The 25,399-nt window shown below is 61.9% G+C and carries 23 protein-coding genes; 18 read left to right on the forward strand and 5 right to left on the reverse strand.

What is annotated here, in order from left to right; all coding sequences use genetic code 11:
* Nucleotides 1-139: 139 nt before the first annotated feature.
* The 5 genes from CNX70_RS12785 (at nt 140) to CNX70_RS12805 (ending at nt 5,914) form a co-directional block, all read left to right on the forward strand.
* A complete protein-coding gene (locus CNX70_RS12785; protein WP_096234989.1) occupies nt 140-1,426 on the forward strand; it encodes a maltoporin in 1,287 nt (428 codons plus the stop codon).
* 245 nt (nt 1,427-1,671) lie between these two features.
* On the forward strand, nt 1,672-2,925 hold the full coding sequence (locus tag CNX70_RS12790; protein WP_035817882.1) for an ABC transporter substrate-binding protein: 1,254 nt from the start codon (nt 1,672-1,674) through the stop codon (nt 2,923-2,925).
* A 113-nt stretch (nt 2,926-3,038) separates the two neighbouring features.
* Nucleotides 3,039-3,923, forward strand: coding sequence for a carbohydrate ABC transporter permease (locus CNX70_RS12795; RefSeq protein ID WP_096234990.1), 885 nt, complete (start codon nt 3,039-3,041; stop codon nt 3,921-3,923).
* Nucleotides 3,920-4,795: a carbohydrate ABC transporter permease gene (locus CNX70_RS12800; RefSeq protein WP_071077886.1), complete on the forward strand. Its 876-nt coding sequence runs from the start codon at nt 3,920-3,922 to the stop codon at nt 4,793-4,795. Before CNX70_RS12795 ends, CNX70_RS12800 begins: the two co-directional genes overlap by 4 nt.
* 9 nt (nt 4,796-4,804) lie before the next feature.
* Complete coding sequence (locus tag CNX70_RS12805) at nt 4,805-5,914, forward strand: ABC transporter ATP-binding protein (protein ID WP_096234991.1); 1,110 nt, start codon at nt 4,805-4,807, stop codon at nt 5,912-5,914.
* Nucleotides 5,915-5,983: 69 nt separating this feature from the next.
* On the opposite strand, the gene CNX70_RS12810 is transcribed toward CNX70_RS12805, so the two are convergent.
* Entirely contained in the window at nt 5,984-7,012 is a 1,029-nt protein-coding gene (locus CNX70_RS12810; protein ID WP_208624534.1) for a ParB/Srx family N-terminal domain-containing protein, read from the reverse strand.
* 20 nt (nt 7,013-7,032) lie between these two features.
* The gene (locus tag CNX70_RS12815) at nt 7,033-8,250 is read right to left on the reverse strand and encodes a hypothetical protein (RefSeq protein ID WP_096234992.1); all 1,218 of its coding nucleotides are present in this window, start codon (nt 8,248-8,250) and stop codon (nt 7,033-7,035) included.
* 230 nt (nt 8,251-8,480) lie between these two features.
* Here CNX70_RS12815 and CNX70_RS12820 point away from each other — a divergent pair, with 230 nt between their 5' ends.
* Together CNX70_RS12820 and CNX70_RS12825 are read left to right on the forward strand one after the other, a co-directional pair.
* Nucleotides 8,481-8,846 (forward strand): type II toxin-antitoxin system RelE/ParE family toxin, encoded by a 366-nt coding sequence (locus tag CNX70_RS12820; RefSeq protein ID WP_425269239.1) that lies wholly within the window; start codon nt 8,481-8,483, stop codon nt 8,844-8,846.
* A gap of 7 nt (nt 8,847-8,853) precedes the next feature.
* A complete protein-coding gene (locus CNX70_RS12825) occupies nt 8,854-9,141 on the forward strand; it encodes a helix-turn-helix domain-containing transcriptional regulator (RefSeq protein ID WP_244199134.1) in 288 nt (95 codons plus the stop codon).
* Between the two features lie 15 nt (nt 9,142-9,156).
* Here CNX70_RS12825 and CNX70_RS12830 read toward each other — a convergent pair whose 3' ends face one another.
* Genes CNX70_RS12830 through CNX70_RS12840 form a run of 3 tightly spaced genes read right to left on the reverse strand, consistent with a single transcriptional unit; the run spans nt 9,157 to nt 12,053 of the window.
* Nucleotides 9,157-10,179 carry a Gfo/Idh/MocA family oxidoreductase gene (locus CNX70_RS12830; protein WP_096234994.1) on the reverse strand — a complete coding sequence of 341 codons (1,023 nt, stop codon included), beginning with the start codon at nt 10,177-10,179 and terminating at the stop codon, nt 9,157-9,159.
* Between the two features lie 28 nt (nt 10,180-10,207).
* Nucleotides 10,208-11,194 (reverse strand): inositol 2-dehydrogenase, encoded by a 987-nt coding sequence (gene iolG, locus CNX70_RS12835; RefSeq protein WP_096234995.1) that lies wholly within the window; start codon nt 11,192-11,194, stop codon nt 10,208-10,210.
* Nucleotides 11,187-12,053 carry a MurR/RpiR family transcriptional regulator gene (locus CNX70_RS12840; protein WP_096234996.1) on the reverse strand — a complete coding sequence of 289 codons (867 nt, stop codon included), beginning with the start codon at nt 12,051-12,053 and terminating at the stop codon, nt 11,187-11,189. Before CNX70_RS12840 ends, iolG begins: the two co-directional genes overlap by 8 nt.
* A 259-nt stretch (nt 12,054-12,312) precedes the next feature.
* On the opposite strand from CNX70_RS12840, the gene CNX70_RS12845 reads away from it, so the two are divergent.
* From CNX70_RS12845 to cobA, 11 genes are all read left to right on the forward strand, one after another.
* Complete coding sequence (locus tag CNX70_RS12845; protein ID WP_096238433.1) at nt 12,313-13,317, forward strand: sugar ABC transporter substrate-binding protein; 1,005 nt, start codon at nt 12,313-12,315, stop codon at nt 13,315-13,317.
* Nucleotides 13,318-13,612: 295 nt separating this feature from the next.
* Nucleotides 13,613-14,734 (forward strand): ABC transporter permease, encoded by a 1,122-nt coding sequence (locus tag CNX70_RS12850; protein WP_096234997.1) that lies wholly within the window; start codon nt 13,613-13,615, stop codon nt 14,732-14,734.
* 3 nt (nt 14,735-14,737) lie between these two features.
* A complete protein-coding gene (locus CNX70_RS12855; RefSeq protein WP_071077878.1) occupies nt 14,738-15,523 on the forward strand; it encodes an ATP-binding cassette domain-containing protein in 786 nt (261 codons plus the stop codon).
* An 8-nt stretch (nt 15,524-15,531) separates the two neighbouring features.
* Nucleotides 15,532-17,478, forward strand: coding sequence for a bifunctional 5-dehydro-2-deoxygluconokinase/5-dehydro-2-deoxyphosphogluconate aldolase (locus CNX70_RS12860; RefSeq protein WP_096234998.1), 1,947 nt, complete (start codon nt 15,532-15,534; stop codon nt 17,476-17,478).
* Nucleotides 17,475-19,304 carry a 3D-(3,5/4)-trihydroxycyclohexane-1,2-dione acylhydrolase (decyclizing) gene (gene iolD, locus CNX70_RS12865; RefSeq protein WP_096234999.1) on the forward strand — a complete coding sequence of 610 codons (1,830 nt, stop codon included), beginning with the start codon at nt 17,475-17,477 and terminating at the stop codon, nt 19,302-19,304. The genes CNX70_RS12860 and iolD overlap by 4 nt, the downstream gene beginning before the upstream one ends.
* Nucleotide 19,305: 1 nt before the next feature.
* Nucleotides 19,306-20,220 carry a myo-inosose-2 dehydratase gene (gene iolE / locus CNX70_RS12870; protein WP_096235000.1) on the forward strand — a complete coding sequence of 305 codons (915 nt, stop codon included), beginning with the start codon at nt 19,306-19,308 and terminating at the stop codon, nt 20,218-20,220.
* Nucleotides 20,217-21,014, forward strand: a complete 798-nt coding sequence (iolB, locus tag CNX70_RS12875; RefSeq protein ID WP_096235001.1) for a 5-deoxy-glucuronate isomerase — start codon at nt 20,217-20,219, stop codon at nt 21,012-21,014. Before iolE ends, iolB begins: the two co-directional genes overlap by 4 nt.
* Nucleotides 21,015-21,024: 10 nt before the next feature.
* Nucleotides 21,025-22,524: a CoA-acylating methylmalonate-semialdehyde dehydrogenase gene (locus CNX70_RS12880; RefSeq protein ID WP_096235002.1), complete on the forward strand. Its 1,500-nt coding sequence runs from the start codon at nt 21,025-21,027 to the stop codon at nt 22,522-22,524.
* Nucleotides 22,525-22,594: 70 nt separating this feature from the next.
* Nucleotides 22,595-23,233, forward strand: a complete 639-nt coding sequence (locus tag CNX70_RS12885) for an ANTAR domain-containing response regulator (protein WP_096235003.1) — start codon at nt 22,595-22,597, stop codon at nt 23,231-23,233.
* A 157-nt stretch (nt 23,234-23,390) separates the two neighbouring features.
* Nucleotides 23,391-24,569, forward strand: a complete 1,179-nt coding sequence (locus tag CNX70_RS12890) for a CmpA/NrtA family ABC transporter substrate-binding protein (protein WP_096235004.1) — start codon at nt 23,391-23,393, stop codon at nt 24,567-24,569.
* Between the two features lie 26 nt (nt 24,570-24,595).
* Entirely contained in the window at nt 24,596-25,357 is a 762-nt protein-coding gene (cobA, locus tag CNX70_RS12895; RefSeq protein WP_096235005.1) for a uroporphyrinogen-III C-methyltransferase, read from the forward strand.
* Nucleotides 25,358-25,399 lie beyond the last annotated feature (42 nt).

The following is a 25,399-nucleotide window of genomic DNA, read 5'->3' on the forward strand; positions in this document are numbered from 1 at the left end:
CAGAGTAGTCGTAGGATTACAACATAATATGTTGATATTTGTTCGTAGTATAGTTACTATGTCCCTGCTGGAAAGAATTCTGGCCAGTACATTCGGCCACGAATGACTAGATAAAAAATAACTACTGAGGAGACTTACCATGCTGCATCGCACCATGTTGAAGGCCGTGTTGAAGACACTGCCAGCTGCCATCGTCTTAGCCATCGCCAGCGGTTCCGCTGCCGCCGATCCAATGTATCCATCCGACGCCGAAGGCTTCCATGGCTACCTGCGCGCCGGCGCCGGCAGCAATACGTCGGGCGACGGCGGTTCGCAAGGCTGCTTCGGCCTGGGTGGCAATACCATGAAATACCGTCTGGGCAATGAGTGCGACGCCTACACGGAATTCGGCTACACCAAGTCCGTCGCCAAGTCCGGCGGCGTGAACTACCTGGCCACCATCTGGGTCAACGCTTACGCGCCAAACTCCGATTTCGGCGACAACAAGCTGGGCATCGTCAAGGCCTACGTCGAAGCGCAGGGACTCGACTTCCTGAACGGCGGCACGGCCTGGATCGGTAAACGCTTCTACTACCGTCCTGACATCCACATGCTGGATCTGCAATACATCAACATGAACGGCACGGGCGCCGGCCTGGACCGCATTCCTGCGGGCCCGGGTAAATTCTCGTATGCCTTCTTCAAGGACAACGACATCAAGATCGCGTTGCCGAACGGCGGCGTCAACACCAAATCGGCCGTGCGCCAGAACTTCATCTTTGGCGAGATTCCCGTCAATGAAAACGGCACGCTGGACCTGGCCGCGACCTACATCATCGGCGAAGGCAAGGACGACGTCCTCACGGGCAAGCGCAATAACGGCTGGCAACTGTCGGCCTTCCACCGTCAAGGTAAAGTGTTCGGCGGCGGCAACACCTTCGGCGTGCAGTACGGCGTCGGTCCTGGCACCGGCAATGGCGCGCAGTTCGGCGCTTCGGGCGACACCAATTTCGGCTCGGACGTGAAACGCACGCGCATCTTCAATGACATGGCGATCCAGCCGATGGCCAACTTCGGCATGGAATTCGTCGCCCTGTGGCAAAAAGACGAGTCGAACGCCAAAGGTTCCTCGACCTGGACCTCGGTTGGCGTGCGTCCTGTGTATGCATTCACCGACAACTTCAAGCTGGTGGGCGAACTGGGCACGGACAGAGTGACGCAAGCGGGCGGCCAACCGGCCAAGCGCCTGACCAAGCTGACCATCGCGCCGACGATCTCGGCCGGTCCTGGCCTGTGGTCGCGTCCTGAACTGCGCGCTTTTGTGACCTACGGCAAATGGAACGATGCGGCCACCGCCTCGGTCAATGCGTCGAACAACGGCGGCCCGATCTACAACAACAATACCAGCGGCACTTCCTACGGTTTCCAAGTGGAAACCTGGTTCTAAGTTAGCAGGCGTTGTAAGTCTAAATCAACCTGGCGCATCCTTCGCGGATGCGTTTTTGGCGCCGTCCCGTGATATAAATACGATGTAAGCATGTCATGGATCACGGCGCCGTCTTTTCACTGAAGATGATGCCCGTTTGCAAGCGGGTCTGAGTACAAGAGCGCCGGTACAGGCGCAGATTTCACCTTTTTCGGCCCCCGTATGCCGAAGCCCCCTAAAAGCTTGATCAAAAAAGGAATGTGGAGATGAAACTGAAATTCAAGATTACCCAACTGGCCGCACTGACCACCCTGGCATTTGCCGGCAGCGCATTTGCGACCGACGTGGAAGTGTTGCACTACTGGACCTCCGGCGGCGAAGCGAAGTCCGTGGGCCAGTTGCAGCAAATCGTGAAAGAAAGCGGCTTCGGCTGGAAAGACTTCGCCGTGGCTGGTGGCGCTGGCGAAAACGCCGCGACCGCGCTGAAAACCCGCGTCATTTCCGGCAACCCGCCAACGGCCGCCCAGATCAAGGGTCCATCGATCCAGGAGTGGGGCGCGGAAGGCGTGCTGGCGAATATCGATGATGCCGCCATTCCAGGCAAATGGGATGCCGTGCTGCCGAAAGTCGTCGCCGACATCATGAAATACAAGGGCCACTACGTTGCCGCTCCCGTCAACGTCCACCGCGTCAACTGGATGTGGGTCAATCCGGAAGTGCTGAAAAAAGCCGGCGTGGCCACCACCCCGACCACCTGGGATGCGTTCTTCGACGCGGCCGAGAAAATCAAGAAATCGGGCGGCATCGCGATTGCCCACGGCGGCCAGCCATGGCAGGACGCCACCGTGTTTGAATCGGTCGCGCTGGGCGTGGGCGGCACGGAATTCTACAAAAAGGCTATCCTCAAGCTGGACCAGAAGGAATTGACCGGCCCGACCATGCTCAAGGTGTTCGACACCCTGGGCAAGGTGAAGACCTACATCGACAAGGATGCGGCCGGCCGCGACTGGAACCTGGCCACCGCCATGGTCATCAACAACAAGGCCGGCTTCCAGTTCATGGGCGACTGGGCCAAGGGCGAATTCACGGCCGCCGGCAAGGTGCCGGGCAAGGATTACCTGTGCGTGGCAGCGCCTGGCACGGACAAGGCTTACACCTTCAACATCGATTCGTTTGCCATGTTCACGCAAAAGGATGCGAATGCGAAGAAAGGGCAGATCGCCCTGGCCAACGCCATCATGAATCCGAAGTTCCAGTCGATCTTCAACCTGAACAAGGGTTCCATCCCCGTGCGTTCCGGCGTTTCCAAGGACAAGTTTGACGCTTGCGCCCTGAAATCGATGGAAGACATGGACGCCACCAACAAGACCGGCGGCCTGGTGCCATCGTTCGCGCACGGCATGGCGCTGCCATCGGCCACGCAAGGCGCCGTCACCGACGTCATCGCCAAGTTCATGAATACCAACATGAGCTCGAAAGACGCGGTTGCAGCCTTGGCCAAAGCGGCAAAGGTGAAGTAATCACGCCGGCGCCGGCACTCCCGCCGGCGCCCGCTGCATCGCATGCATCGCAGGCGCCCGCCCTGGCGTTCGTCCAGGCCGGCGCCACACGCAGTTCTCTCTACGGCTCTCCTATGTCCATACGCAAGCAATTCGACCGATGGATACCGCAGATGGTGCTGGGCCCCACGCTCATCGCCAGTCTGCTGTTCGTCTATGGTTTTATCTTTTTGACCGGTTGGCTGTCGCTGACCGAATCGCGGCTGATGCCGAACTACGAGTTCGCCGGCCTGGTGCAATACGTCGAGCTGTTCGACAATGAGCGCTGGTGGACCTCGCTCAAGAACCTCGGCATCTTCGGTGTCCTGTTCATCGGTTGCAGCATCGCCATCGGCCTGTTCCTGGCGATCCTGCTGGACCAGAAAATCCGCGCCGAAGGCGCGCTGCGCGCCATCTATCTGTATCCGATGGCGCTGTCCTTCATCGTCACCGGTACGGCCTGGAAATGGATGCTCAATCCCAGCCTGGGCCTGGAAAAGGTCATGCACGACTGGGGCTGGACCTCGTTCACCTTCGACTGGCTGGTCAATTCCGACATGGCCATCTACACGGTGGTGATCGCTGGCGTGTGGCAATCGTCGGGCTTCGTCATGGCGCTGTTCCTGGCCGGCCTGCGCGGCGTCGATGATGAAATCATCAAGGCGGCGCAAGTCGATGGCGCATCGTTGCCGACGATCTACTGGCGCATCGTGATTCCCGCCATGCGGCCCGTGTTCTTCAGCGTGCTGCTGATCCTGGCGCATATCGCCATCAAGAGCTTCGACCTGGTCATCGCATTGACGGCTGGCGGACCTGGCAACTCGTCGTCCGTGCCGGCCATCTTCATGTACCAGTTTTCCTTCACCCGCGGCCAGCTGGGCCTGGGCTCGGCATCGGCAATGATGATGCTGGCCACCATCGTGGCCGTGCTCGTGCCGCTGATGTACCTGGAAACGCGCAGCGCAAAGGCGATGAGATGACACACACTCCTACACGTAACAACAAACTCACCCTGGGACGGGTGGTGTTGTACCTGCTGCTGATCTTGTTCGCGGTGTACTACATCGTGCCCCTGTACGTGACCCTGTCGACGTCGTTCAAGTCGCTCGATGAAATCCGCAGCGGCAACTTGCTGGCCTTGCCGCACGTGTGGCAATTCGATTCCTGGTCCAAGGCCTGGTCTTCGGCCTGCACCGGCGTCACTTGCGACGGCATGCAGCCGTTCTTCTGGAACTCGATCAAGATGGTGATACCCGCCGTGCTGATCTCGACCTTCCTGGGCGCCTTCAACGGCTACGTGTTCGCGCACTGGCGCTTCCGTGGTTCGGAAATGCTGTTCGCCGCCTTGCTGGTGGGCTGCTTCATTCCGTTCCAGGTAGTGATCCTGCCGATGGCGCGCCTGCTGGGCGAATTTGGCCTGGCCAACACCACCACGGGCCTGGTCTTCGTGCACGTGGTGTATGGCACGGCGTTCACGACCCTGTTCTTCCGCAACTACTACATCGGCGTGCCGGAAGAACTGATCAAGGCGGCGCGCATCGATGGCGCCGGCTTCTTCCTGATCTTCCGCAAGATCGTGCTGCCAATTTCGGGTCCGATTTTCGTCGTCTGCATCATCTGGCAGTTCACGCAGATCTGGAACGACTTCCTGTTCGGCATCGTCTTCGCCAGCGGCGATTCGCAACCGATCACGGTGGGCTTGAACAATCTGGTCAACACGTCCACGGGCGTGAAGGAATACAACGTCAACATGGCGGCCGCGGTGATCGCCGCGCTGCCTACCCTGCTGGTCTATCTGGTCGCAGGCCGATATTTTGTGCGCGGTCTGACCGCAGGCGCAGTCAAAGGTTAAGGAAATAATATGTCCAGTTTATCGATACGCGGTATCCGCAAGGTGTACACGAATGGCGTCGAAGTCCTGAAAGGCATCGACATCGAGATCAAGGATGGCCAGTTCCTGATCCTCGTCGGCGGCTCCGGCTCCGGCAAATCGACCTTGCTCAATATGGTGGCCGGCCTGGAAAGCGTCACCTCGGGCGAAATCCTCATCGACGGCAAGGTCGTTAACGACCTGCCGCCGAAGGACCGCGACATCGCCATGGTGTTCCAGTCGTATGCGCTGTATCCGTCGATGACGGTGCGCGAAAACATCGCGTTTGGCCTGAACGTGAAAAAGGTGCCGAAGGCGGAGCAGGAAGAAATCGTCGCCCGCGTCGCCGAAACGCTGCAGATCACGCACTTGCTGGACCGCCGTCCGGCGCAGCTGTCGGGCGGTCAGCGCCAGCGCGTGGCCATGGGCCGCGCCATCTCGCGCAAGCCTTCGCTGTTCCTGTTCGACGAACCGCTGTCGAACCTGGACGCCAAGCTGCGCGTGGAAATGCGCGCCGAGATCAAGCTACTGCACCAGCGCCTGAAAGCGACCATCGTCTACGTCACGCATGACCAGATCGAAGCGATGACCATGGGCGACCTGATCGCCGTCATGAAGGATGGCGTGGTGCAGCAACTGGGCACGCCGCAGGAAATCTATGACAACCCGGCGAATCTGTTCGTGGCCGGTTTCATCGGCTCGCCATCGATGAACTTCATTACCGTCAAGCCTGTCATCGAGGGTAACGAGGTATTTGTCGCCATCGACAACGCGGGCAAGAGCATGCGCCTGGCCTTGCCTTTCGACGCCGACAAGCTGCGCGCCTACGCGGGCCGCGAGGTGGTCCTGGGCGTGCGCCCGGAACAGATCACGGACATGAGTAGCGCGCACGGCGACGTGGGCCAGGAACTCGGTTGTCTGATCGACCTGGTCGAGCCGACCGGCCCCGACACCTTGCTGACGACGCGCTTGAACGGCGCGGCCGTGACGTGCCGCACGCATCCGCGCGAAGCCGTGCTGCCGGGGCAGACCATGCAGTTGTCGTTCAATCTGTCGAAAGCGGCCATGTTTGATCCGGCCAATGGCGAACGCATCGCGTAAGCGGCATTTGCAATAGAAAACGGCCCGCCTGTCAGCTGACAGGCGGGCCGTTGTTGTTTGCGCCGGCGATTATTGCGCCAGCGATTTTCTGTATGCGATGGCGTAGCCCAGCTTGCCTTTGTTCTGCGTCAATTCTTCCAGCGTTTCGCGCTCGACCTTGTCCAGTGCGCCCAGGTCTGCGGCGCGCTTGCCGCCGCTGACGATGTCATCAGGCTGCAGCGCCACCATGGCCTGCGCCGCTTGCAGGATGACGCCGGCATACGCGGCGCGATCAAGCAGGTCGATGCGCGCCAGGTCCAGCGCCGGTTTGCCGCGCAGCCAGCCGGCCCAGTAAAACTCGAGAAATTCCGTGGCCTGCGCGGGCGGCTTGTAGCCGATCCCGCGCGTAAAGTAGACGAGCGAGCGGTACGGGTCGTCGCCCAGCGATGCCAGGCCGATGGCGGGTGGCAGCTGCTGCGGCGTGATGGCCTGGTTGCGGCCGTTCTTCAGCCACACCTTGTTTTCAGCGCGCATGCGCGTCCAGAACTGCGCTTCGCCCAGCGCGCTGAAATTGTCGCTGACCTTGACCCACACTTTCAATTGATGATTGCGTCCGCTGTCGGCCTGCCAAAAGGTGGAAAACGTGTGGTGGCCATCGGTCAGGTATACGACGCCGCGCGGGCCGATGACGACGCTCTTCATGTCGTCCGGACGGCTGCCCACGGCCGCCTTGCAGCGGTAGCTGGCCGGTGGCGCGGCCAGGCTGGCGCCAGGCACATTGGCCGTGTCGGGCAAGACGTCGCCCTGGCCATTGGCCTCGCACAGGTCGGCAAATTTCTTCGGCCTGGCGATGTCGGCGATGTGTTTTTCTTCGGCCGCATAGCGTCCCAGCTTGTAGTACACCTGGTCGTAGCCGATCGCGGGCTGGGTCGGATGCAGTTCATCGAGGCGCACCTGCAGGATGCGCGGATGGGCGGCGCTGCCCACGACGGTGGCCATCAATGCCTGCTGGCGCGCACTCGGCGCCGGTGCCGTGGCGACGGCGGCATCCTTGGCCCACGCCGTTTGGCTGAAGAACAGGGCCAGCAGCAGGGCGCTGGCAGTGTGCGTGGTGTGCATGCGACTCTCCTGTGCGCGCCTCATGCCAGCAGCGCGCTGGGCACGCGCGGCGAAGACATCAAATCGCGGAAGGCGGCCCAGTGCTCGGCGCGCGTACTGCCCTGGCGTTCGACATAGGCTTTCGCCATATCCTGGCCCAGGTTGTAGTTGATGACATAAGCACCCATGGCATCGTAGAACTGCAGGCGCTGCGCCGATTTCTCGGCCGGATACAGGCGCACATTGACCAGCCATTCCAGCGCTTCTTCGCGCGTGATGCTGCCTTCGAGGTACTGGCGCGCGATGTCGTTGTCGGCGTAGCTGAGTTTGGCCAGCAGCGTATTGAGTTGCGCATAGCGGGGCGCCAGCGCCGGGTCCAGGCCGGCCAGCGGGTACAGCACCTGCTGCTCGAAGTCCAGTCGTTCCGCATCCGTAAAACTCAGTTCGATGCCGTAGTTGGCCGTGCCTTCGGCGATCAGCGATTGCGGCGAATACAGCGGATAAATACAGTACTCCATCCAGCCCTTGGCGCGCACCAGGTCGCGCTCGAGCAGCACGTTGTAGACGTGGTGGCCCGGATACGCTTCGTGGCAACCGAGATCGACGGCGCGATCGATATACACGGGCAAGTCCGTATTGATCTGGATCACGCTCTGGTAGTTGCCCTTGTACCAGTTGTAGCCGCTCCATGGCTTGTCGCTGACGAATTCCAGCACGAAGTCTTCGCCTTCCGGCAGGGCGATGTACTGCAGGGTGCGTTCGCGGCCCGAGCGGATGGCCGCCGCCATGACGGCGCGCAGCTTGTCGGCGGGAATGATGAGTTGCGCACGCAAGGCGTTGACCCTGTCGCTCACCGTGCCGTCGCCGGGCAGCAAGGCGTCGATTTCCGCCACCAGTGCCTCATACCAGGCGCGGCTGTGGTGGGGCGAAACGGCATCGTACAGGCGTGCGCTTTGCGTATCGAAATCGAGGCTTGCTCCCTGCAGCATATCGGCCTTGGCCAGTACTGCTTGCAACTGCTTGCGCAGGTTGACGGCGCGCAAGGATGCGTCATCAGCCAGCAGGGCCAGCGCCGCGTTGGCGCCATCCTTGATATCGCTCAAACTCCGTGGCTGTTTGACCGCGTCTTGCTGCCACGCGGGCGGGCCGTAATAGGCATCGACATAGGAGGCATCGTGCTGGCCCATGGCCAGGACCAGCTTGACGTAGCGTTCGGCCACGTGGGCGAGGGAAGGGAAGTTGCTGTCGTTGAGCGTCATGGAGGCAGGATTTTTCGCGGTTGGGCAGCGCTTATTGTATAGCGCAATCGGATGTGTGTAAGGCGTGTACGCGCCACATCATTTCTTTACAGTAACTGGGGAAACGCATCTTGATATACATCAGTGATCCCGGCATTTGGCACCTGCGTCACGCGGTTTGGTCGCAAGATGGCGTGGTCTTTTGTACTCACGTGATTTTCTCCTTGATTTTTTTTCGTTTATGGACGAATATGATGTATGAAATCCGGCATTACCTGACATCATCGGGCAGGGATTTATATACGGAATGGCTGAAACGCCAGCGCGACAATACGGCCAGGGTGGCCATCGTGCGGCGCGTACTGCGTATGATTCCCGGAAATTTTGGCGATCACAAGTTTTGCCACGACGGCGTGTGGGAATTGCGCATCGATGTGGGGCCAGGCTACCGCGTGTATTACGCCATCGCTGACGGGCAGATCATTTTATTGCTGTGCGCAGGCGACAAGCGCACGCAGCCGAAAGATATCGAATACGCCTGTGCCTGCTGGCACGACTGGAAGGAGAGAGGACATGAAAGAGGAACTAAGCAAACCACCGAGAGACCGCTCGCATGACGAGGCAATGGCTGAGCTGTACCGCGACGATCCCGCCTTCGCCCTTGAATTGATCAACAATATCCTCGTCGATGGCGATCACGGCGAACTGCTGGCCGTGCTGCGCCAGCTGACGCGCGCCTTTGGCGGCGTGCCCGCCGTGGCGCAGGCGGCCAAGCTCAATCCTACCCAGCTGTACCGCACCTTGTCGCCCGAGGGCAATCCCTCGCTGAGCACCTTGACGGCCATCCTCGATGCCATGGGCTTGCGCCTGGCCGTGGAACCAAAGCAACCGTTTCCTGCACCGGCTGCCTGAGTCCCTGCCTTTGGCTTAAAACTCGACGGGTCTTGCCTCGCGCATCGCTTGCGTCATGGCCAGGCCGATGCGCGTCGCTTCCGTTGCGTCGTGCAAGGTCAGTGACAGGGTGCGCCGGCCCAGTGCCGCATCCGTAAACTCCTGCGCCTCGATCAAAAAGGCGTCGGCGAAGCGGGCATAGAAGTCCGGCGTGCATTCATTGCGCACGCCATGCGCATCCGAAATTTCCACCCTGTTCAGGCGCGGATTGCTGCCCACGGCCAGGCGGCCGCCGGTGCCGAACACTTCCGTCAGGGTTTCATGGCCATGCGCCATGGTGCGCGAGGCCATGAAGCTGGCCATGCTGCCATCGGCAAACTCGACCGTGGCCAGGCCGTTGTCGACGTCGCCGAACGCCTGCAAGCCCGTGTGGATGGCGTTGGTGCCGCTCGCATACACGCGCTTGGGCACGGGATTGCCCAGCAACCAGCGCGCCAGGTCGATATCGTGCACGCTGCAATCGAGGAAGATGCCGCCGCTGGTGGGGGCGAAGCGCATGAACGCGCCGCTGGGGTCGTTCTGGTCGCAGGTTTGCGAACGCACGAGGTAGGGCTTGCCAATCAGGCCCTGGGCGATCTTTTGCTGCGCGTCATGGTAGCTGGCGTCGAAACGCCGCACGAAGCCGATCATGATGGTCAGTTGCGGGTGGCGCGCCGCTTCCGCTTCCACTTTCAGGCAGTCGGCCAGGTCCAGCGACAGCGGTTTTTCGCAAAATACGTGCTTGCCGGCGCGCAGGGCGGCGATGATCTGGTCCGCATGCAGCGAGGTGGGCGTGACGAGGAACACGGCGTCCAGGCCCGGATGGGCCAGCAAGGCGTCGTAGTCCGCATAGCCGGTGGTGATGCCCAGCTGGCTGGCAGCCCAGTCCAGTTCGGCCGGCACGGGGCTGCAGGCGGCCACCACTTCGGCATTCGGCACGCGCTGTGCCAGGTTGATGGCGTGGCGCTGGCCCAAACGGCCCAGGCCGACGATGCCGACTTTTAATGTTGGGGATGACATGCTGTCTCCAGATATTTTTATTATTGGTTTATAAAGTGACCACACGCTGTTCGCGCCACGACAAGGTGGCCGCTTCGGCCAGTTCCAGTGCCTTCAAGCCATCGTGGACGGTGGTGCGCAGCGGCGTGCCGTGGCTGAGGGCGTCAAAGAAGTGCGCCATTTCCTGCGCGTAGGCCACGCGATAACGCTCCAGGAAAAAATCTTCCGGCTTGTCCACGCTGACGTTGACGGCGCCATACGCCGTCACTTCCGTCGGCTTGTGGTTGCCCGCTTGCAGCATGCCGGCGCTGCCCAGCACTTCGAAGCGCTGGTCGTAGCCGTAGGCGGCGCGGCGCGAGGCATTGATCTGGCACAAACGTCCCTTCGCCGTGCGGATGGTGACGACGGCCGTGTCCAGGTCGCCAGCCTCGCCGATGGCTGGGTCGACGAGGCAGCTGCCCGTGGCGTGCACGCTGACGGCTTCGTCGTCGAGTATCCAGCGGAAGATGTCGAAATCGTGGATCAGCATATCCTTGAAGATGCCGCCCGACACTTTGATGTAGCTGACCGGTGGCGGGCCAGGATCGCGGCTGGTCACAATGAGCAGCTCCGGCGTGCCGATCTCGCCCGCCTCAATCCGTGTCTTGACGGCATTGAAGGTGGGATCGTAGCGGCGCTGGAAGCCCAGCATGCACATGACCCCGGCTTCCTTGACGGCGGCGGCGCAGGCGCGCGCCCGGTCCAGCGTCAGGTCGACGGGCTTTTCGCAAAAGATGGCCTTGCCGGCGGCGGCCGAACGCAGGATCAGGTCCGCGTGCGTATCCGTGCTGGAAGCGATGACGACGGCCTTGATGGCCGGGTCGGCCAGCGCCGCTTCCACCGTGGCGCTGCTGCCACCATGCAAGCCGGCTAGGGCGGCGGCCGCTTCCTGGTTGACGTCGACCACGTACTTGAACTGCACGCCGGGTTGGGCAGCCAGGTTGGCCGCGTGGATTTTGCCGATGCGTCCGGCGCCGAACAACGCTACTTCAATCATCATGTTCTCCTGGGGTGTGGATTTCTTCGATGTCGAGCTCTAATTTGTATGCCAGCGCGATGAACAGCGCCTGGCACAGGCAGATGGTGCTGGTCAGCGAGCGGAAGGCGAAGGCGCTGCCCTCGGTGACGGTGAGCAGCGCGTCGGCGGCCCGCGCGAGCGGGGCCAGTTTGCTGTCGGTAATCACCAGGACCTTGGCACCCTTGTCTTGCGCCGCCTTGATGCACTGCTGGGTTTCCTTGCCGTAAGGCGAGAAACTGATGGCGATCGCCACATCGCGTTCACGCACGCTGCGCATCTGTTCGCGGTGCATGCCGCCCAGTCCGCTAATCAGGTGCACGCGCTTGTCCGTGTGTTCCAGCGCGTAGGCGATGTAGGAGGCGATCGGAAAGGACCGGCGCACGCCGATCACATAGATATTGTCTGCTTTTAACAGCAGGTTGACGGCCGCTTCCAGCTGCGCGTCGTCGAGTCCTGCCGCCAGGTCGTCCAGGCCGGCACGGCTGGCGCCGACGAATTCGCGCGTCAGGTCGCCTGCGCTGAGAGCAGAGTCGCGCGTGGAAATGAGCTTGCGGATGCGCTGCTGGTAATCGGGCGTGGCGCCGGCCTGGTCCGTGTACGCCTGGCGGAACACATCTTGCATTTCGGAAAAGCCCGTGTAGCCGAAGCGCTGCGCGAAACGCACGATGGCGGACGGCTGCACGTCGCAAGCGGTGGCGATGTCGCTGATGCGTTCGAGCATCAGGCTGGCCCGGTGCTTTTCAATGTATTGGGCGATGACTTTCAACTGGCGCGACAGATTGTCGTACTCGGCAGCGATATGTTGCATCAGTTGTTCGATGGGGGCGGTGGCTGCCATGTTGTTTCCTTTGGGCTGGTTCTGGCGAGAATTATAGGAGTGAATTCAGAAAATAGAAATGATTTTCTATTTAAATTTATTTTGAAAATTTTATTGCATTTGTCTTTTTGTGGCCTAAGCTGTGCGCAGTGCATCGGGTCTTGCCGGCCTTCCGGCTCCCCGTTGACACGCTTCAAAAGCTGGCAACTATAAAAATTAATCCTTCAAGGAGACATTCATGCAAAGCAATAAGCGTAAGGGATTTCTGAAGAGCCTGGCCATGCTGGGCCTCGGCCTGGGACTGGGTCTGGGCATGAACGCCAGCCACGCGGCGGGCGAGAAATTCGTGTTGATCAGCCATGCGCCGGATTCCGATTCCTGGTGGAATACGATCAAAAATTCCGTCAAGCAAGCAGGTGAAGACTTCAATGTCAGCGTCGACTACCGCAACCCGCCGAATGGCGACCTGGCCGACATGGCGCGCCTGGTCGAGCAATCGGCGGCCCGCAACTACGATGGCGTGATCGTCAGCATCGCCGATTTCAGCGTGCTGCAAAAACCGCTGGGCCTGGTGGCGGCGAAGAAAATCCCCTTTATCACGATCAACTCGGGCACTCTGGCGCAAAGCGAACAGCTGGGCGCCGTGATGCATGTGGGCCAGCCTGAATACGAGGCAGGCAAGGGCGCCGGCGAAAAAGCCAAGGCGGCCGGCATCAAGTCCTTCGTCTGCGTCAACCATTACGCGACGAATCCATCGTCGTTCGAGCGCTGCCGTGGTTTTGCCGATGCGATCGGCGTCGACTTCAAGGCTGCCACCCTGGATGCGGGCGAAGATCCGACCACCATCGAAAGCAAGCTGAGCGCCTTCCTGCGCAACAACCCGAAAACCCAGGCCGTGCTGGCGCTGGGACCTACCTCGGCCCACGCTTCGCTGAAAGCGCTGGAAAAAATGGGTTTGAAGGGCAAGATGTGGTTCGCCACCTTCGACCTGTCCGATGAAATCTCGAAAGCGATCAAGGATGGCAGCATCCAGTTTGCCATCGACCAGCAACCCTACCTGCAAGGCTACATCCCCGTTGCCGTGCTGGCCATCATGAAGCAGGACAAGACCACGGACCTGGCCAAGGTACGCGAAAAGCTGATCAATAACGCCAAGTTCAAGGCGCGCCTGGCCGAGTATGGCCTGGCACCATCGTATGGCCCGCGCCATATCGGTTCCGGTCCTGGGTATGTCACCAAGGACAATATCGGCAAGGTGGAGAAATACGCCGGCCAGTTCCGTTAAGCACCCGCTTTTCAATTCAATCAATACCTTACAACGCCTGACAAAACCGTAGCGAGCGGATGGGAGTTGTGGTTGAGAAGCGGAACTGTGCGAATGCACAGTGAGCATCGGAGACCGCAAATCGCGACGCGCAGTAGATTTTGATAGGTGTTCCTGGTTGTTGTCCCCGCGCGCAGGCCAAGCTTGCCGGCGCGCGGGTCCTGCCGCCCTGGAATTGTTGTCGAGGCTGGCAGGTTGCTATAAACAAGGGAGACATAGCATGAGTACCGTGAAATTAAGCGTGGAACAGGGTGGCATGGCCGCCTCGGGCACGCCGCCGCAAAAGCAGGGCTTTGACGAGCGCGTGGGGCAGGTCAGCTGGCTCAAGCGGCTGTTCAGCCGTCCGGAATTCGCCTCGATCTCGGGCGCCATCCTGGTGTTCGCCTTCTTCATCCTGACGGCCGGCGACTCTGGCATGTTCAACCTCGACGGCGTGATCAACTGGGCGCAAGTGGCCGCCTACCTGGGCATCATCGCCATCGGCGCCTGCGTATTGATGATCGCCGGTGAATTCGACCTGTCGATCGGCTCCATGATCGGCTTTTCCGGCATGATGATCGCCATCCCTTCCGTGTATTTCCACTGGCCCGTGTGGGCCGCCATCCTGTTCGCCTTTGCCGGCTCGATGGCGCTGGGCTGGCTCAACGGCTACCTGGTCATCAAGACGCGCTTGCCGTCGTTTATCGTCACCCTGGCCTTTTTGTTCATCTTGCGCGGCCTGACCCTGGCCCTGTCCATCATGTTTGCCAACCGCACCATCGTCAGCGGCATCGGCGCGCTGGCTGCCGACGACTGGCTGGCCACGACCCTGTTCCATGGCGAAGTGGGCACCTCGCTGTTCGCCTGGATGGCCAAGGCGGGCTGGATCACGGCGCTCGACAATGGCGCGCCGCTGGTCAAGGGCATCCCCAAGGTCATCGTCTGGTGGGCCGGCCTGGCGCTGGTGTCCGGCTTTGTCCTGGCCCGCACCCGCATCGGCAACTGGATCTTCGCCGTCGGCGGCGATGCCAATGCGGCCAAGAACGTGGGTGTGCCCGTGAAAACCATCAAGGTATCGCTGTTTGTCTTCACCGCCTTCTGTGCCTGCCTGTTTGCCACGCTGCAAGTATTTGACGTGGGATCGGCTGCCGCCGACCGCGGCATGCAAAAGGAATTCGAAGCCATCATCGCGGCCGTCATCGGCGGCGCCTTGCTGACGGGCGGCTACGGTTCCGTCGTCGGCGCCTGCTTCGGCGCGCTGATCTTCGGCGTGGTGCAGATCGGCATTACTTATACCAATATCAATTCGGACTGGTTCCGCGTCTTCCTCGGCGTCATGCTGCTGATCGCGGTACTGTTCAACAACTTTGTCCGTGCACGTGTCACGGAAGCGAGATAAGCCATGAGCGAATACATCCTTGCGCTGGAAAATATCAGCAAACGTTTCGGCTCCGTCATCGCCCTGCAAAACGTCACCCTGCGCTTGAAACCGGGCGAAGTGCATTGCCTGCTGGGCGACAATGGCGCCGGCAAGTCGACCCTGATCAAGACCCTGGCCGGCGTGCACCGGCCTACCAGCGGGCAATACCTGGTCGATGGCCAGAGCGTCAGCTTCAATTCGCCGAAAGAGGCGCTCGACCTGGGCGTGGCCACCGTCTACCAGGACCTGGCGCTGGTGCCCTTGCTGTCCGTGGCGCGCAATTTCTTCATGGGCCGCGAACCGATCAAAAAAATGTTCGGCGTGCTGCCCGTGATGGATATGGAGTATGCGGCCACCACGGCGCGCGACAAGCTGGCCGAAATGGGCATCATGGTGCGCGACCCGCACCAAGCTGTGGGCACCATGTCGGGCGGCGAGCGGCAATGCCTGGCGATTGCCCGTGCCATCCACTTCGGCGCGCGCGTGCTGATCCTCGACGAGCCGACGGCCGCGCTGGGCGTGAAACAGTCGTTCAATGTGCTGAAACTGATCTACAAGGCGCGCGAGCGGGGCTTGTCCGTGATCTTTATTACCCATAATGTGCACCACGCCTACCCCGTGGGGGACTCGTTCACCCTCTTGAACCGGGGCAAGTCACTGGGCACTTACACCAAGGAAACCGTTTCCAAGGATGAAGTACTCGACATGATGGCGGGCGGTGCGGAAATGCAAACGCTGATGGCTGAACTCGACGGTGTCACGATTTAAGGATAACCATGAATAACCCGACACAATTTGCCCAGGGCCGCGCGCTCGACGTGATTTGCCTGGGCCGCCTGGCGGTGGACCTGTATGCGCAGCAGATCGGCAGCCCGCTGGAAGACGCGAGCAGTTTCGCCAAATACCTGGGCGGCTCGTCGGCGAACATCGCCTTCGGCACGGCCCGCCTGGGCCTCAAATCGGCCATGCTGTCGAAAGTGGGCGACGACCACATGGGACGTTTCCTCACCGACACTTTGTCGAAGGAAGGCTGCGACGTCAGCCACGTGGGCATCGACCGCGACCGCCTCACCGCCCTCGTCATGCTGGGCATCAAGGATAAAAACACCTTCCCCCTGATTTTTTACAGGGAAAATTGCGCCGACATGGCCATCGACCTGGCGTCGGTGGATGCGGCCTTCATTTCCTCCAGCAAAGCGCTCCTGATCACTGGCACGCATTTTTCTACCAGTGCCATGCACGCCGTCAGCACGCAAGCATTGAAACTGGCCCGTGCCAACAACGTGCGCACTGTGCTCGACATCGATTACCGGCCCGTGCTGTGGGGCTTGTCGGGCAAGGCGGACGGCGAAACGCGCTTCGTTTCGAACGAAGGCGTGACCCGCCATTTGCAGGCGATCCTGCCGCAATTCGACCTGATCGTCGGCACGGAAGAGGAATTCATGATCGCCGGCGGCGGCGCGGACATCATGGCGTCCCTGCGCGCCGTGCGGGCCGCCACCCTGGCCACCCTGGTCGTCAAGCGGGGCCCGCTGGGCAGCGCCGTCATCGACAGCGTGATACCGGCCAGCTTGGATGATGCGTATAACTACCGTGGCGTGCGCGTGGAAGTGCTGAACGTGCTGGGCGCGGGCGATGCGTTTCTGTCCGGCTTCCTGAAAGGCTGGCTGCGCGGCGAGGATTACGAAGCGTGCTGCCGCTACGCGAATGGCTGCGGCGCCCTGGTCGTATCGCGCCACGGCTGCGCACCGGCCATGCCGTCGCCCGTCGAACTCGATTATTTCCTCGCCAATGCGGCAAAACTGACGCAGCCGGACCAGGACGCCACCTTGTCCCGCTTGCACCGCACGACGGTAGCGCGCCAGCAATGGGATGAATTATGCGTGTTTGCCTTCGACCACCGCACGCAGTTCTTTGAGCTGGCGCAACAGACGGGCGCAGCCGAATCGCGTATCTTAGCCCTGAAGCAACTGATGGTGCAAGCCGTGGCGCAGACGGAAACGGCCTTGCAGCTGGCCGGCAAGACGGGCGTGCTGATCGATGGCCGCTATGGCGTCGACGCGCTCAACGATGCGACGGGGCGGGGCTGGTGGATAGGCCGTCCCGTGGAATTGCCTGGCTCGAACCCGCTGCAATTCGACTGGGGCCGCTCCATTGGCTCGCATCTGCTCAGCTGGCCAAAGGAACACGTGATCAAGTGCCTGGTGCAGCTGCACCCGGACGACGCCGTGGAAAACCGGCTGGAACAGGAAGCGCAGATCAAGGCTCTGTACGACGCGGCGCAAGTGAGCGGTCACGAACTGCTGTTGGAGGTGATCCCGTCGGAATCCCTGCCGCACAGTGACGATACCGTCTTGCGCGCCGTCAAGCGCCTGTACAACCTGGGCATTTACCCCGAATGGTGGAAGCTGGAAAGCATGTCGGCCAAGCAATGGCAAGCCATCGATGCCCTGGTGCACGAGCGCGATCCATATTGCCGTGGCGTTGTCTTGCTGGGCTTGAATGCCCCGATCGAAAAACTGGCCGCCAGTTTTGAGCAAGCCAGTGCCAGCACCACGTGCCGCGGCTTCATGGTGGGCCGCACCATCTTCCAGGAACCGAGCCGCCGCTGGCTGGCCGGAGATCTTGACGATGCGGGCCTGATCGCCGCCGTGCGCGCCAACTTCGAACAACTCATCAGCTTGTGGCAACGCACGCGCAATCGGCTGGAGCGTGCGGCATGAGCGCCACCATCCGTTTGACCATGGCCCAGGCCTTGGTGCGCTATCTGTCGGTATTGCGTACCGATGACGGCCAGCCCCTGTTCGGCGGCGCCTTCGCCATCTTTGGCCACGGCAACGTGGCTGGCCTGGGCGAAGCGCTGTACCAGTATCGCGATACTTTTCCCACCTATCGCGCACACAACGAGCAGGCGATGGCGCACTCGGCGATTGCCTACGCGAAGGCGCACATGCGCCGGCGCATGATGGCCGTCACCAGTTCCATCGGCCCGGGCGCGACGAATTTGCTGACGGCCGCCGCGCTGGCGCACGTGAACCGCTTGCCCGTGCTCTTGCTGCCGGGCGACGTATTCGTCTCGCGGGCGCCGGACCCGGTGTTGCAGCAGCTGGAAGATGGCAGCGACGGCAGCGTCTCGGTCAACGATGCGTTCAAGCCACTGTCGCGTTACTTTGACCGCATTATCTATCCGGAACAGTTGCTGACGGCCTTGCCACGCGCCATTGCCGCCTTGACGGACCCGGCCGCCTGTGGTCCCGTCACCTTGTCCCTGCCGCAAGACGTGCAAACGATGGCGTATGACTATCCGGCCGACTTTTTCGAGCCGCGCATCGTGCGTTTCCGCGCCTTGCCCGCCATCGAGCAGGAACTGGAAGAAGCGGTGGAATTGCTGAAAAACGCCAGACAGCCGCTGATCGTGGCCGGTGGTGGCGTGCTGTACGGCAAGGCCAGCGCCGCCCTGCAGGCGTTTGCCGAGCGGCATGGCATTCCCGTGGCGGAAACCCAGGCCGGCAAGAGCGCCTTGCCGTGGAACCACCCTTTGCAACTGGGCGCCATCGGCGTGACGGGCTCGCCTGCGGCGAACGCGCTGGCGTTTGATGCGGACGTGGTGCTGGCCGTCGGCACGCGCCTGCAGGATTTCACCACGGGCTCGAATTCCCTGTTTGCGCAAGCGCAACTGGTGAGCCTGAACGTCAACAGTTTTGATGCCTTGAAACGCCGGGGCCTGGGGCTGCAGGCGGATGCGACGCTTGGCTTGCAGGGCCTGTCGCGGCTGCTGGGCAGCTGGAACAGCGCGGGCCACTGGCTGGACCGGGCGCAGCAGGCGGGCCATGCCTGGCGCGCGACAGTCGCAGACATCACCGGCCAGCGGGAAGTCGCCGGCTTGCCGTATGACGGCGAAGTCATCGGCGCGGTGCAGCGTTCATCCAGGGACTCCACCACCCGCGACATCGTCGTCTGTGCGGCAGGCACCTTGCCGGCCGAACTGCACAAGCTGTGGCGAACGGAAACACCGGGCGGCTACCACATGGAATACGGCTACTCATGCATGGGTTACGAGATTGCCGGCGGCCTCGGCGTCAAGATGGCGAAACCGGATGCCGAGGTGATCGTCATGGTGGGCGACGGCAGCTACCTGATGATGAATTCGGAAATCGCCACTTCCGTCATGCTCGACAAAAAACTCATCATCGTCGTGCTCGATAATCGCGGTTACGGCTGCATCAACCGATTGCAGCAGGCGTGCGGCAATGCCTCGTTCAACAATATGTTGCCCGATAGCGCCCCCGTGATCGACTTTGCCCTGCATGCGCAGTCGCTGGGCGCGCTCTCCGAACACGTTGGCAATATCTCCGAACTGGAACAGGCCATGCTGCGCGCCCGCGCCGCACCGCGTACGTATCTGATCTGCATCAATACGGACGACACGCGCACGACAGAAGAGGGTGGTTGCTGGTGGGAAGTGGCCGTGCCCGAAGTCTCCACCCAGCCCGGCGTGCAAGCTGCGCGTGCCCGTTATGAACTTGACCGTCTGAAACAAAGGAATTGAGATGACTACCTGGAATGTCAAGATCGGCATCAACCCGATCTCGTGGATGAACGACGATTTGCCCAGCCTGGGCGGCGAGACGCCCCTGGAGACAGCGCTGAAAGAGGGCGCCGAGATCGGCTACGTGGGTTTCGAGCTGGGCAACAAGTTTCCAAAGGATGCGCCGGCCCTGAACGCCGTGCTGGGAAAATATAATCTTGCCTGTGTTTCCGGCTGGTATTCGGGCCGCCTGGCGCACCGCTCCGTCGAGGAAGAGATCGCCTCCGTGGCATCTCACTTGCGCCTGCTTGCCGACAGCGGCGCGACCGTCATGGTGTACGGCGAAGTGGCCGACGCCATCCAGGGCGAAGCGCGCCCCCTGTACAAACGCCCGCGTTTCCAGACGCAGCAGCAATGGCAGGCCTATGCCGACAAATTGACGGCCTTCGCCAGGCACTTGCTCGACAATGGCGTGCGCCTGGCGTATCACCACCACATGGGTGCGTATGTGGAAACCCCGGCCGACGTGGATCAGCTGATGGCCTTGACCGGGCCGGAAGTGGGCTTGCTGTTTGATACGGGGCATATCACGTTTGCCGGCGGCGATGCGCTGGCGGTGCTGAATAAACATATCGACAGGATTTGCCACGTGCATTGCAAGGATGTGCGCCCGAATGTGGTGAAACTGGCCCGCAACGGCCACTGGAGTTTCCTGCAAGCCGTCATCAATGGCGCCTTCAGCGTGCCTGGCGACGGCTGCATCGACTTCCCGGCCATACTCACGCGTTTGTATCTGCATGGTTACGAGGGCTGGCTGGTGGTGGAAGCGGAGCAAGACCCGGCCGTGGCGCCCAGTTACCAGTATGCAAAGATGGGCCACGATTACCTGGCGCATCTCGTCGAGGCCATTCCCCGGCTGGGCAGGGAAGCGGCATGAGCCCGCTGCTGGTGAAAGCAGGGCAGGGACAGACCATCGTCGAAGTCACGCCCGAGTCGGCCGGCTGGACGCATGTGGGCTTTGCCGCGCACCGTCTGGCTGCCGGCGAGCACATCAGCCTGGAGACGAACAGCCGCGAACTGTGCCTCGTCGTGCTGACGGGCACGGTCACCGTGCAGGCGGGCGAGCAGCGCTGGGAAGCCATCGGCAATCGCGCCAGCGTCTTCGAGGACGTCTCGCCCTACGCCGTGTATGTGCCGCTCGATACCCGGGTCAGCATTACGGCCGTGAGCGCTGCCGAAGTGGCCCTGTGCAGCGCGCCGGCCACCACGCACCGTCCGGCGCGCCTGATCGAACCGGCCAGCATGACGCGTTCCGTGCGCGGCAAGGGCGCTAACACGCGCTATGTGTGCGACATCCTGCCGCAGACAGCCGAGGCCGATGGCTTGCTGGTAGTCGAGGTAGTCACGCCGTCCGGCCACTCGTCCAGTTATCCGCCGCATAAACACGATAGCGACAATGTGCCGCTGGAAAGTTCGTTGGAAGAAACGTATTACCACCGCCTCAATCCGGAGCAGGGCTTTGCCTACCAACGAGTCTACACGGATGACCGTTCCATCGACGAAGCCATGGCCGTGGAAAACCACGACGTGGTGATGGTGCCCAGGGGTTACCACCCCGTCACCGTGCCGTATGGCTATGACGGCTACTACCTGAACGTGATGGCCGGCCCGAAACGCGTGTGGCATTTTAAAAACGACCCGGCCCATGAGTGGCTGATGCATACCAAATAGAGGATTCAAGATGACAACGCAACAGATCGGCCACTTTATTGGTGGCAACCCCATGGCTTCGCGCTCCGAGCGCACGAGCGACGTCTTCAATCCCGCCACGGGCGCCGTCACGGCCAAGGTGTCGCTGGCGACTGCCGCCGAGCTGAACGCGGCCGTGGCCGCCGCCCACGCGGCGTTTCCTGCCTGGTCGCAAACCTCGCCCCTGCGCCGCGCCCGCGTCATGTTCAAGTTCAAGGAATTGCTGGAAGAACATGCGGATCAATTGGCCGCCCTGATCACGGCCGAACACGGCAAGGTGTTTACCGATGCGAAAGGGGAAGTGACGCGCGGCATCGAGGTGGTGGAGTTTGCCTGCGGTATCCCGCAGATGATGAAGGGCGAATACAGCGAGCAAGTGGCCGGCGGCATCGACGCCTGGTCGATCCGCCAGGCGCTCGGTGTCTGCGTCGGCATCACGCCGTTCAATTTCCCCGTGATGGTGCCGATGTGGATGTTCCCGATGGCGATTGCCTGCGGCAATACGTTCGTACTCAAACCATCGGAGCGCGACCCGTCCGCCAGCCTGCTGCTGGCGCAGCTGTTGACGGACGCGGGCTTGCCCGACGGCGTCTTTAATGTGCTGCAGGGAGATAAAGAGGCCGTCGACGGCTTGCTGCACCATCCGGACGTGCGCGCCGTCAGCTTTGTCGGCTCCACGCCGATCGCCGAATACATCTACGCCACCGGCTGCGCGCAGGGCAAGCGCGTGCAAGCGCTGGGTGGCGCGAAAAACCACATGGTCGTCATGCCGGACGCAGATATTCCCCAGACGGTGGACGCCCTGATGGGCGCCGCCTTCGGTTCGGCGGGCGAGCGCTGCATGGCCATTTCTGTCGTCGTGGCGGTGGGCAATGTGGCGGACCAGCTGGTCGAAGCCTTGGTGCCGCGCATCGCCGCCTTGAAAATTACGCAAGGCATGGATTTGTCGGCCGAGATGGGGCCTGTCGTCACGCAAGTGCACAAGGAGAAGATCGCCGGCTACATCGCCACCGGTGTCAAGGAAGGCGCCAAGCTGGTCAGTGATGGACGCGGTTTCGTGCTGCCCGGCCATGAAAACGGCTTTTTCCTCGGTGGCAGCCTGTTCGATCACGTCACGCCTGAGATGACCATCTATAAAGAGGAAATCTTCGGCCCTGTCCTGTGTATCGTGCGCGTGCCCGATTTTACGACGGCGCTGGACCTGGTCAACGCCCACGAATATGGCAACGGCACGGCCATCTACACGCGCGACGGCAACACGGCGCGCGAATACACGCACCGGGTGCAGGTGGGGATGGTGGGGGTCAACGTGCCGATCCCCGTGCCGATGGCTTTCCACAGCTTCGGCGGCTGGAAGCGCAGCCTGTTTGGCGACCACCACGCGCATGGCCCGGAATCGGTGCGCTTTTACACGAAACAGAAGGCTGTGACGCAGCGCTGGCCAGCCTCGACGGCTGCCGGCGCGGAGTTTGCCATGCCGACCCTCAAGTAAATGTAAAATCAGCTGGTTCGCTTCTTGCTTACTGCAATGGTTAATCGTTTAGCCATTGCAGATCGCTCCCATGACGTCCAGCCGTACCCAGCCTTTGCGCATCGTTGTCGTCAACACCATTGTCGAGCACGGCGTGCACGCGGACGCGGCCTTGGCGGCCCAAGTGCTGCGCGGCAATGCCTTGCGCATCGGCTTGCTGGAATCGGGTTTCGACATCATCGCCTCGCTGCCAGCCGACCTCTACCTTCCCGAGCGCATCGCGCAACTGCAGCCTGACCTCATCATCATCGATGCCGAATCGGACGCGCGCGACGTGCTCGAACACATCGTCATCGCCACGCGCGACGAGCGCCGCCCCATCGTATTATTTACCGAAGACGGCGCCACGGCCAGCATCGACGCGGCCATGGCGGCCGGCGTGTCCGCCTACATCGTCGCCGGCCTGCAGGCCGAGCGCATTCAACCCGTGCTGAACGTGGCCTTGGCGCGCTTTCGCCAGGAAGAAAAACTCCGCGCCGAATTGCTCGACACGCGGCACAAGCTGCTGGAACGCAAGGTGATCGAACGGGCCAAGGGCCTGTTGATGACGCATCAGGGCTTGACGGAAGAGCAGGCTTACCAGCGGCTGCGCAGCATGGCGATGAATAAAAAGCTGAAGTTGGCGGAAATTGCCCAGCGCATCCTCGACGTGGAGGACTTGCTGGGATGAAGCGCCCATTTTCTGACACATGCTGGTGCAGCGCACCATCGCGGTGCGTTTCCAGCCTCCATGAACCGGACATGCACGGGCACGTTCCTTGCTGCCGGACGGGGAGAGCCTTGCCCACGGTGGCGCGGAATAACAGTACTTATCAGCAAGGAATGGTATGACACAGCAAGCGGGCGCCAATGCCCAGGCGATGCGCTCCATGCATCCGGAAAAACAGACGATACGCATCGGCTACCTGCCGCTGGCCGATTGCGCCTCGCTGGTGATGGCCTCAAAGCTGGGCCTGGATGAAAAATACGGCATCAAGATCGAACTGAGCCGGGAGATGTCGTGGGCCGGCGTGCGCGACAAATTGCATAATGGCGAACTTGATGCGGCCCACGTGTTGTACGGTCTCGTGTATGGCGTGCAGATGGGCATCGGCGGTCAGCAGCGCGACATGGCAGTCTTGATGAACCTGAATCACAGCGGCCAGGCCGTCACCCTGTCGGCGGCGCTGGCGCGCGAGGGTGCCCACGATGGTCCCACACTGGCGCGGCATATGCGCGGCGCGGCGCGGCCCTTTGCGTTTGCGCATACTTTCCCGACCGGCAACCACGCGATGCTGCTGCAATACTGGCTGGCCGCGCATGGCATCAATCCGCTGCGCGACGCGCGCGTGATGACGGTGCCGCCGTCGCAGATGGTGGCGGCCTTGCGCGCGGGCCAGATGGATGGCTTTTGCGCGGGTGAACCGTGGGGCTACAAGGCCATCGTCGATGGCGTGGGCGTGACGGCCGCCAGCAGCGGCGCCATCTGGCCCGATCATCCGGGCAAGGTGCTGGGCACCAGCGCCGCGTTTGCGCGCCAGCATCCGAACAGCTGCCGCGCCCTGATCGCCGCCGTGCTCGAGGCGGGCCGCTGGATCGACGCCAGCGATACCAACCGGCTGGCCATGGCGGCTACCCTGGCCGAGCCCGCTTACTTGAATACACCGCAGGAAATGCTGGCGCCGCGCATCCTCGGCCATTATCAGGATGGCCTGGGCAAGACCTGGGACGAGGCCCACGGTTTGAAGTTCTACCGGGACGGCGCCGTGAATTTCCCCTACCTGTCCGACGGCATGTGGTTCATGACCCAGCACCGGCGCTGGGGCTTGTTGCGCGACGAACCCGATTACCTGGCGGTGGCACGGCAAGTCAACCGCATCGACCTGTACCGCCAGGCGGCGGAGATGACGGCTACGCCAGTACCAAAGGCCGCCATGCGCAGCTCGACCCTGTGCGACGGCGTGGTGTGGGACGGCAGCGCGCCGGAAGCGTACGCGGCATCGTTTGCCATCGGCCATTGTTTTTGACTCAATTTCTGACTGGAGACTGCATCATGGCGCAACTTGGAAGCGTGACCCTGGTCGGCGCCGGTCCCGGCGATCCGGACTTGCTGACGATCAAGGCAGCAAAGGCCATCGCGCGGGCCAACGTGGTGCTGATCGACGACCTCGTCAACCCGGCCATCCTCGCGCATGCGGCGCCCGGCGTGCGCGTGGTCGAGGTGGGCAAGCGGGGCGGCTGTGCTTCCACGCCGCAAGCCTTCATCGAGCGCCTGATGCTGGCCGAAGCGCGCGCCGGCCTGCACGTGGTGCGCCTGAAAGGGGGCGACCCTTACCTGTTCGGACGCGGCGGCGAAGAGCGCGCCTACCTGCGCAGCCACGGCGTGGCCGTCGAGGTCATACCCGGCATCAGCAGCGGCCTGGCCGCGCCGGCCAGCATCGGCGTGCCGCTGACGCACCGTAGCTGGAGCCAGGGCGCTATCTTCGTTACGGGCCACGGCAAGGATAGCGCCTCCGAGCCGAACTGGGCGGCCTTGGCGCAAAGCAAGCTCACCCTCGTCATCTATATGGGCGTGGCGCGGGTGGCAGCCATCCAGGCGGGCTTGCTGGCCGGCGGCATGGCGCCCGGCACGCCCGTGGCCGTGGTGCAATCGGCCAGCTTGCCCGCCCAGCGCGAGTTGCTGAGCACTTTGCACGCTTTGCCCGCCGACTTGCTGGCCAGCGGCCTGGGCAGCCCCTGCATCATCGTCGTGGGCGAGGTGGTGCGCTGCGCCGATGCCTGGGATGACCATGGTGCCAGCGCCTTGCTGGCTTAAGCACCAGGCGTTTTCCAGTGCAACCATCATGCGCGCTTTTTT

This window comes from Janthinobacterium svalbardense, from assembly GCF_002327145.1.
GTDB classification, from domain to species: Bacteria; Pseudomonadota; Gammaproteobacteria; order Burkholderiales; family Burkholderiaceae_D; genus Janthinobacterium; species Janthinobacterium tructae.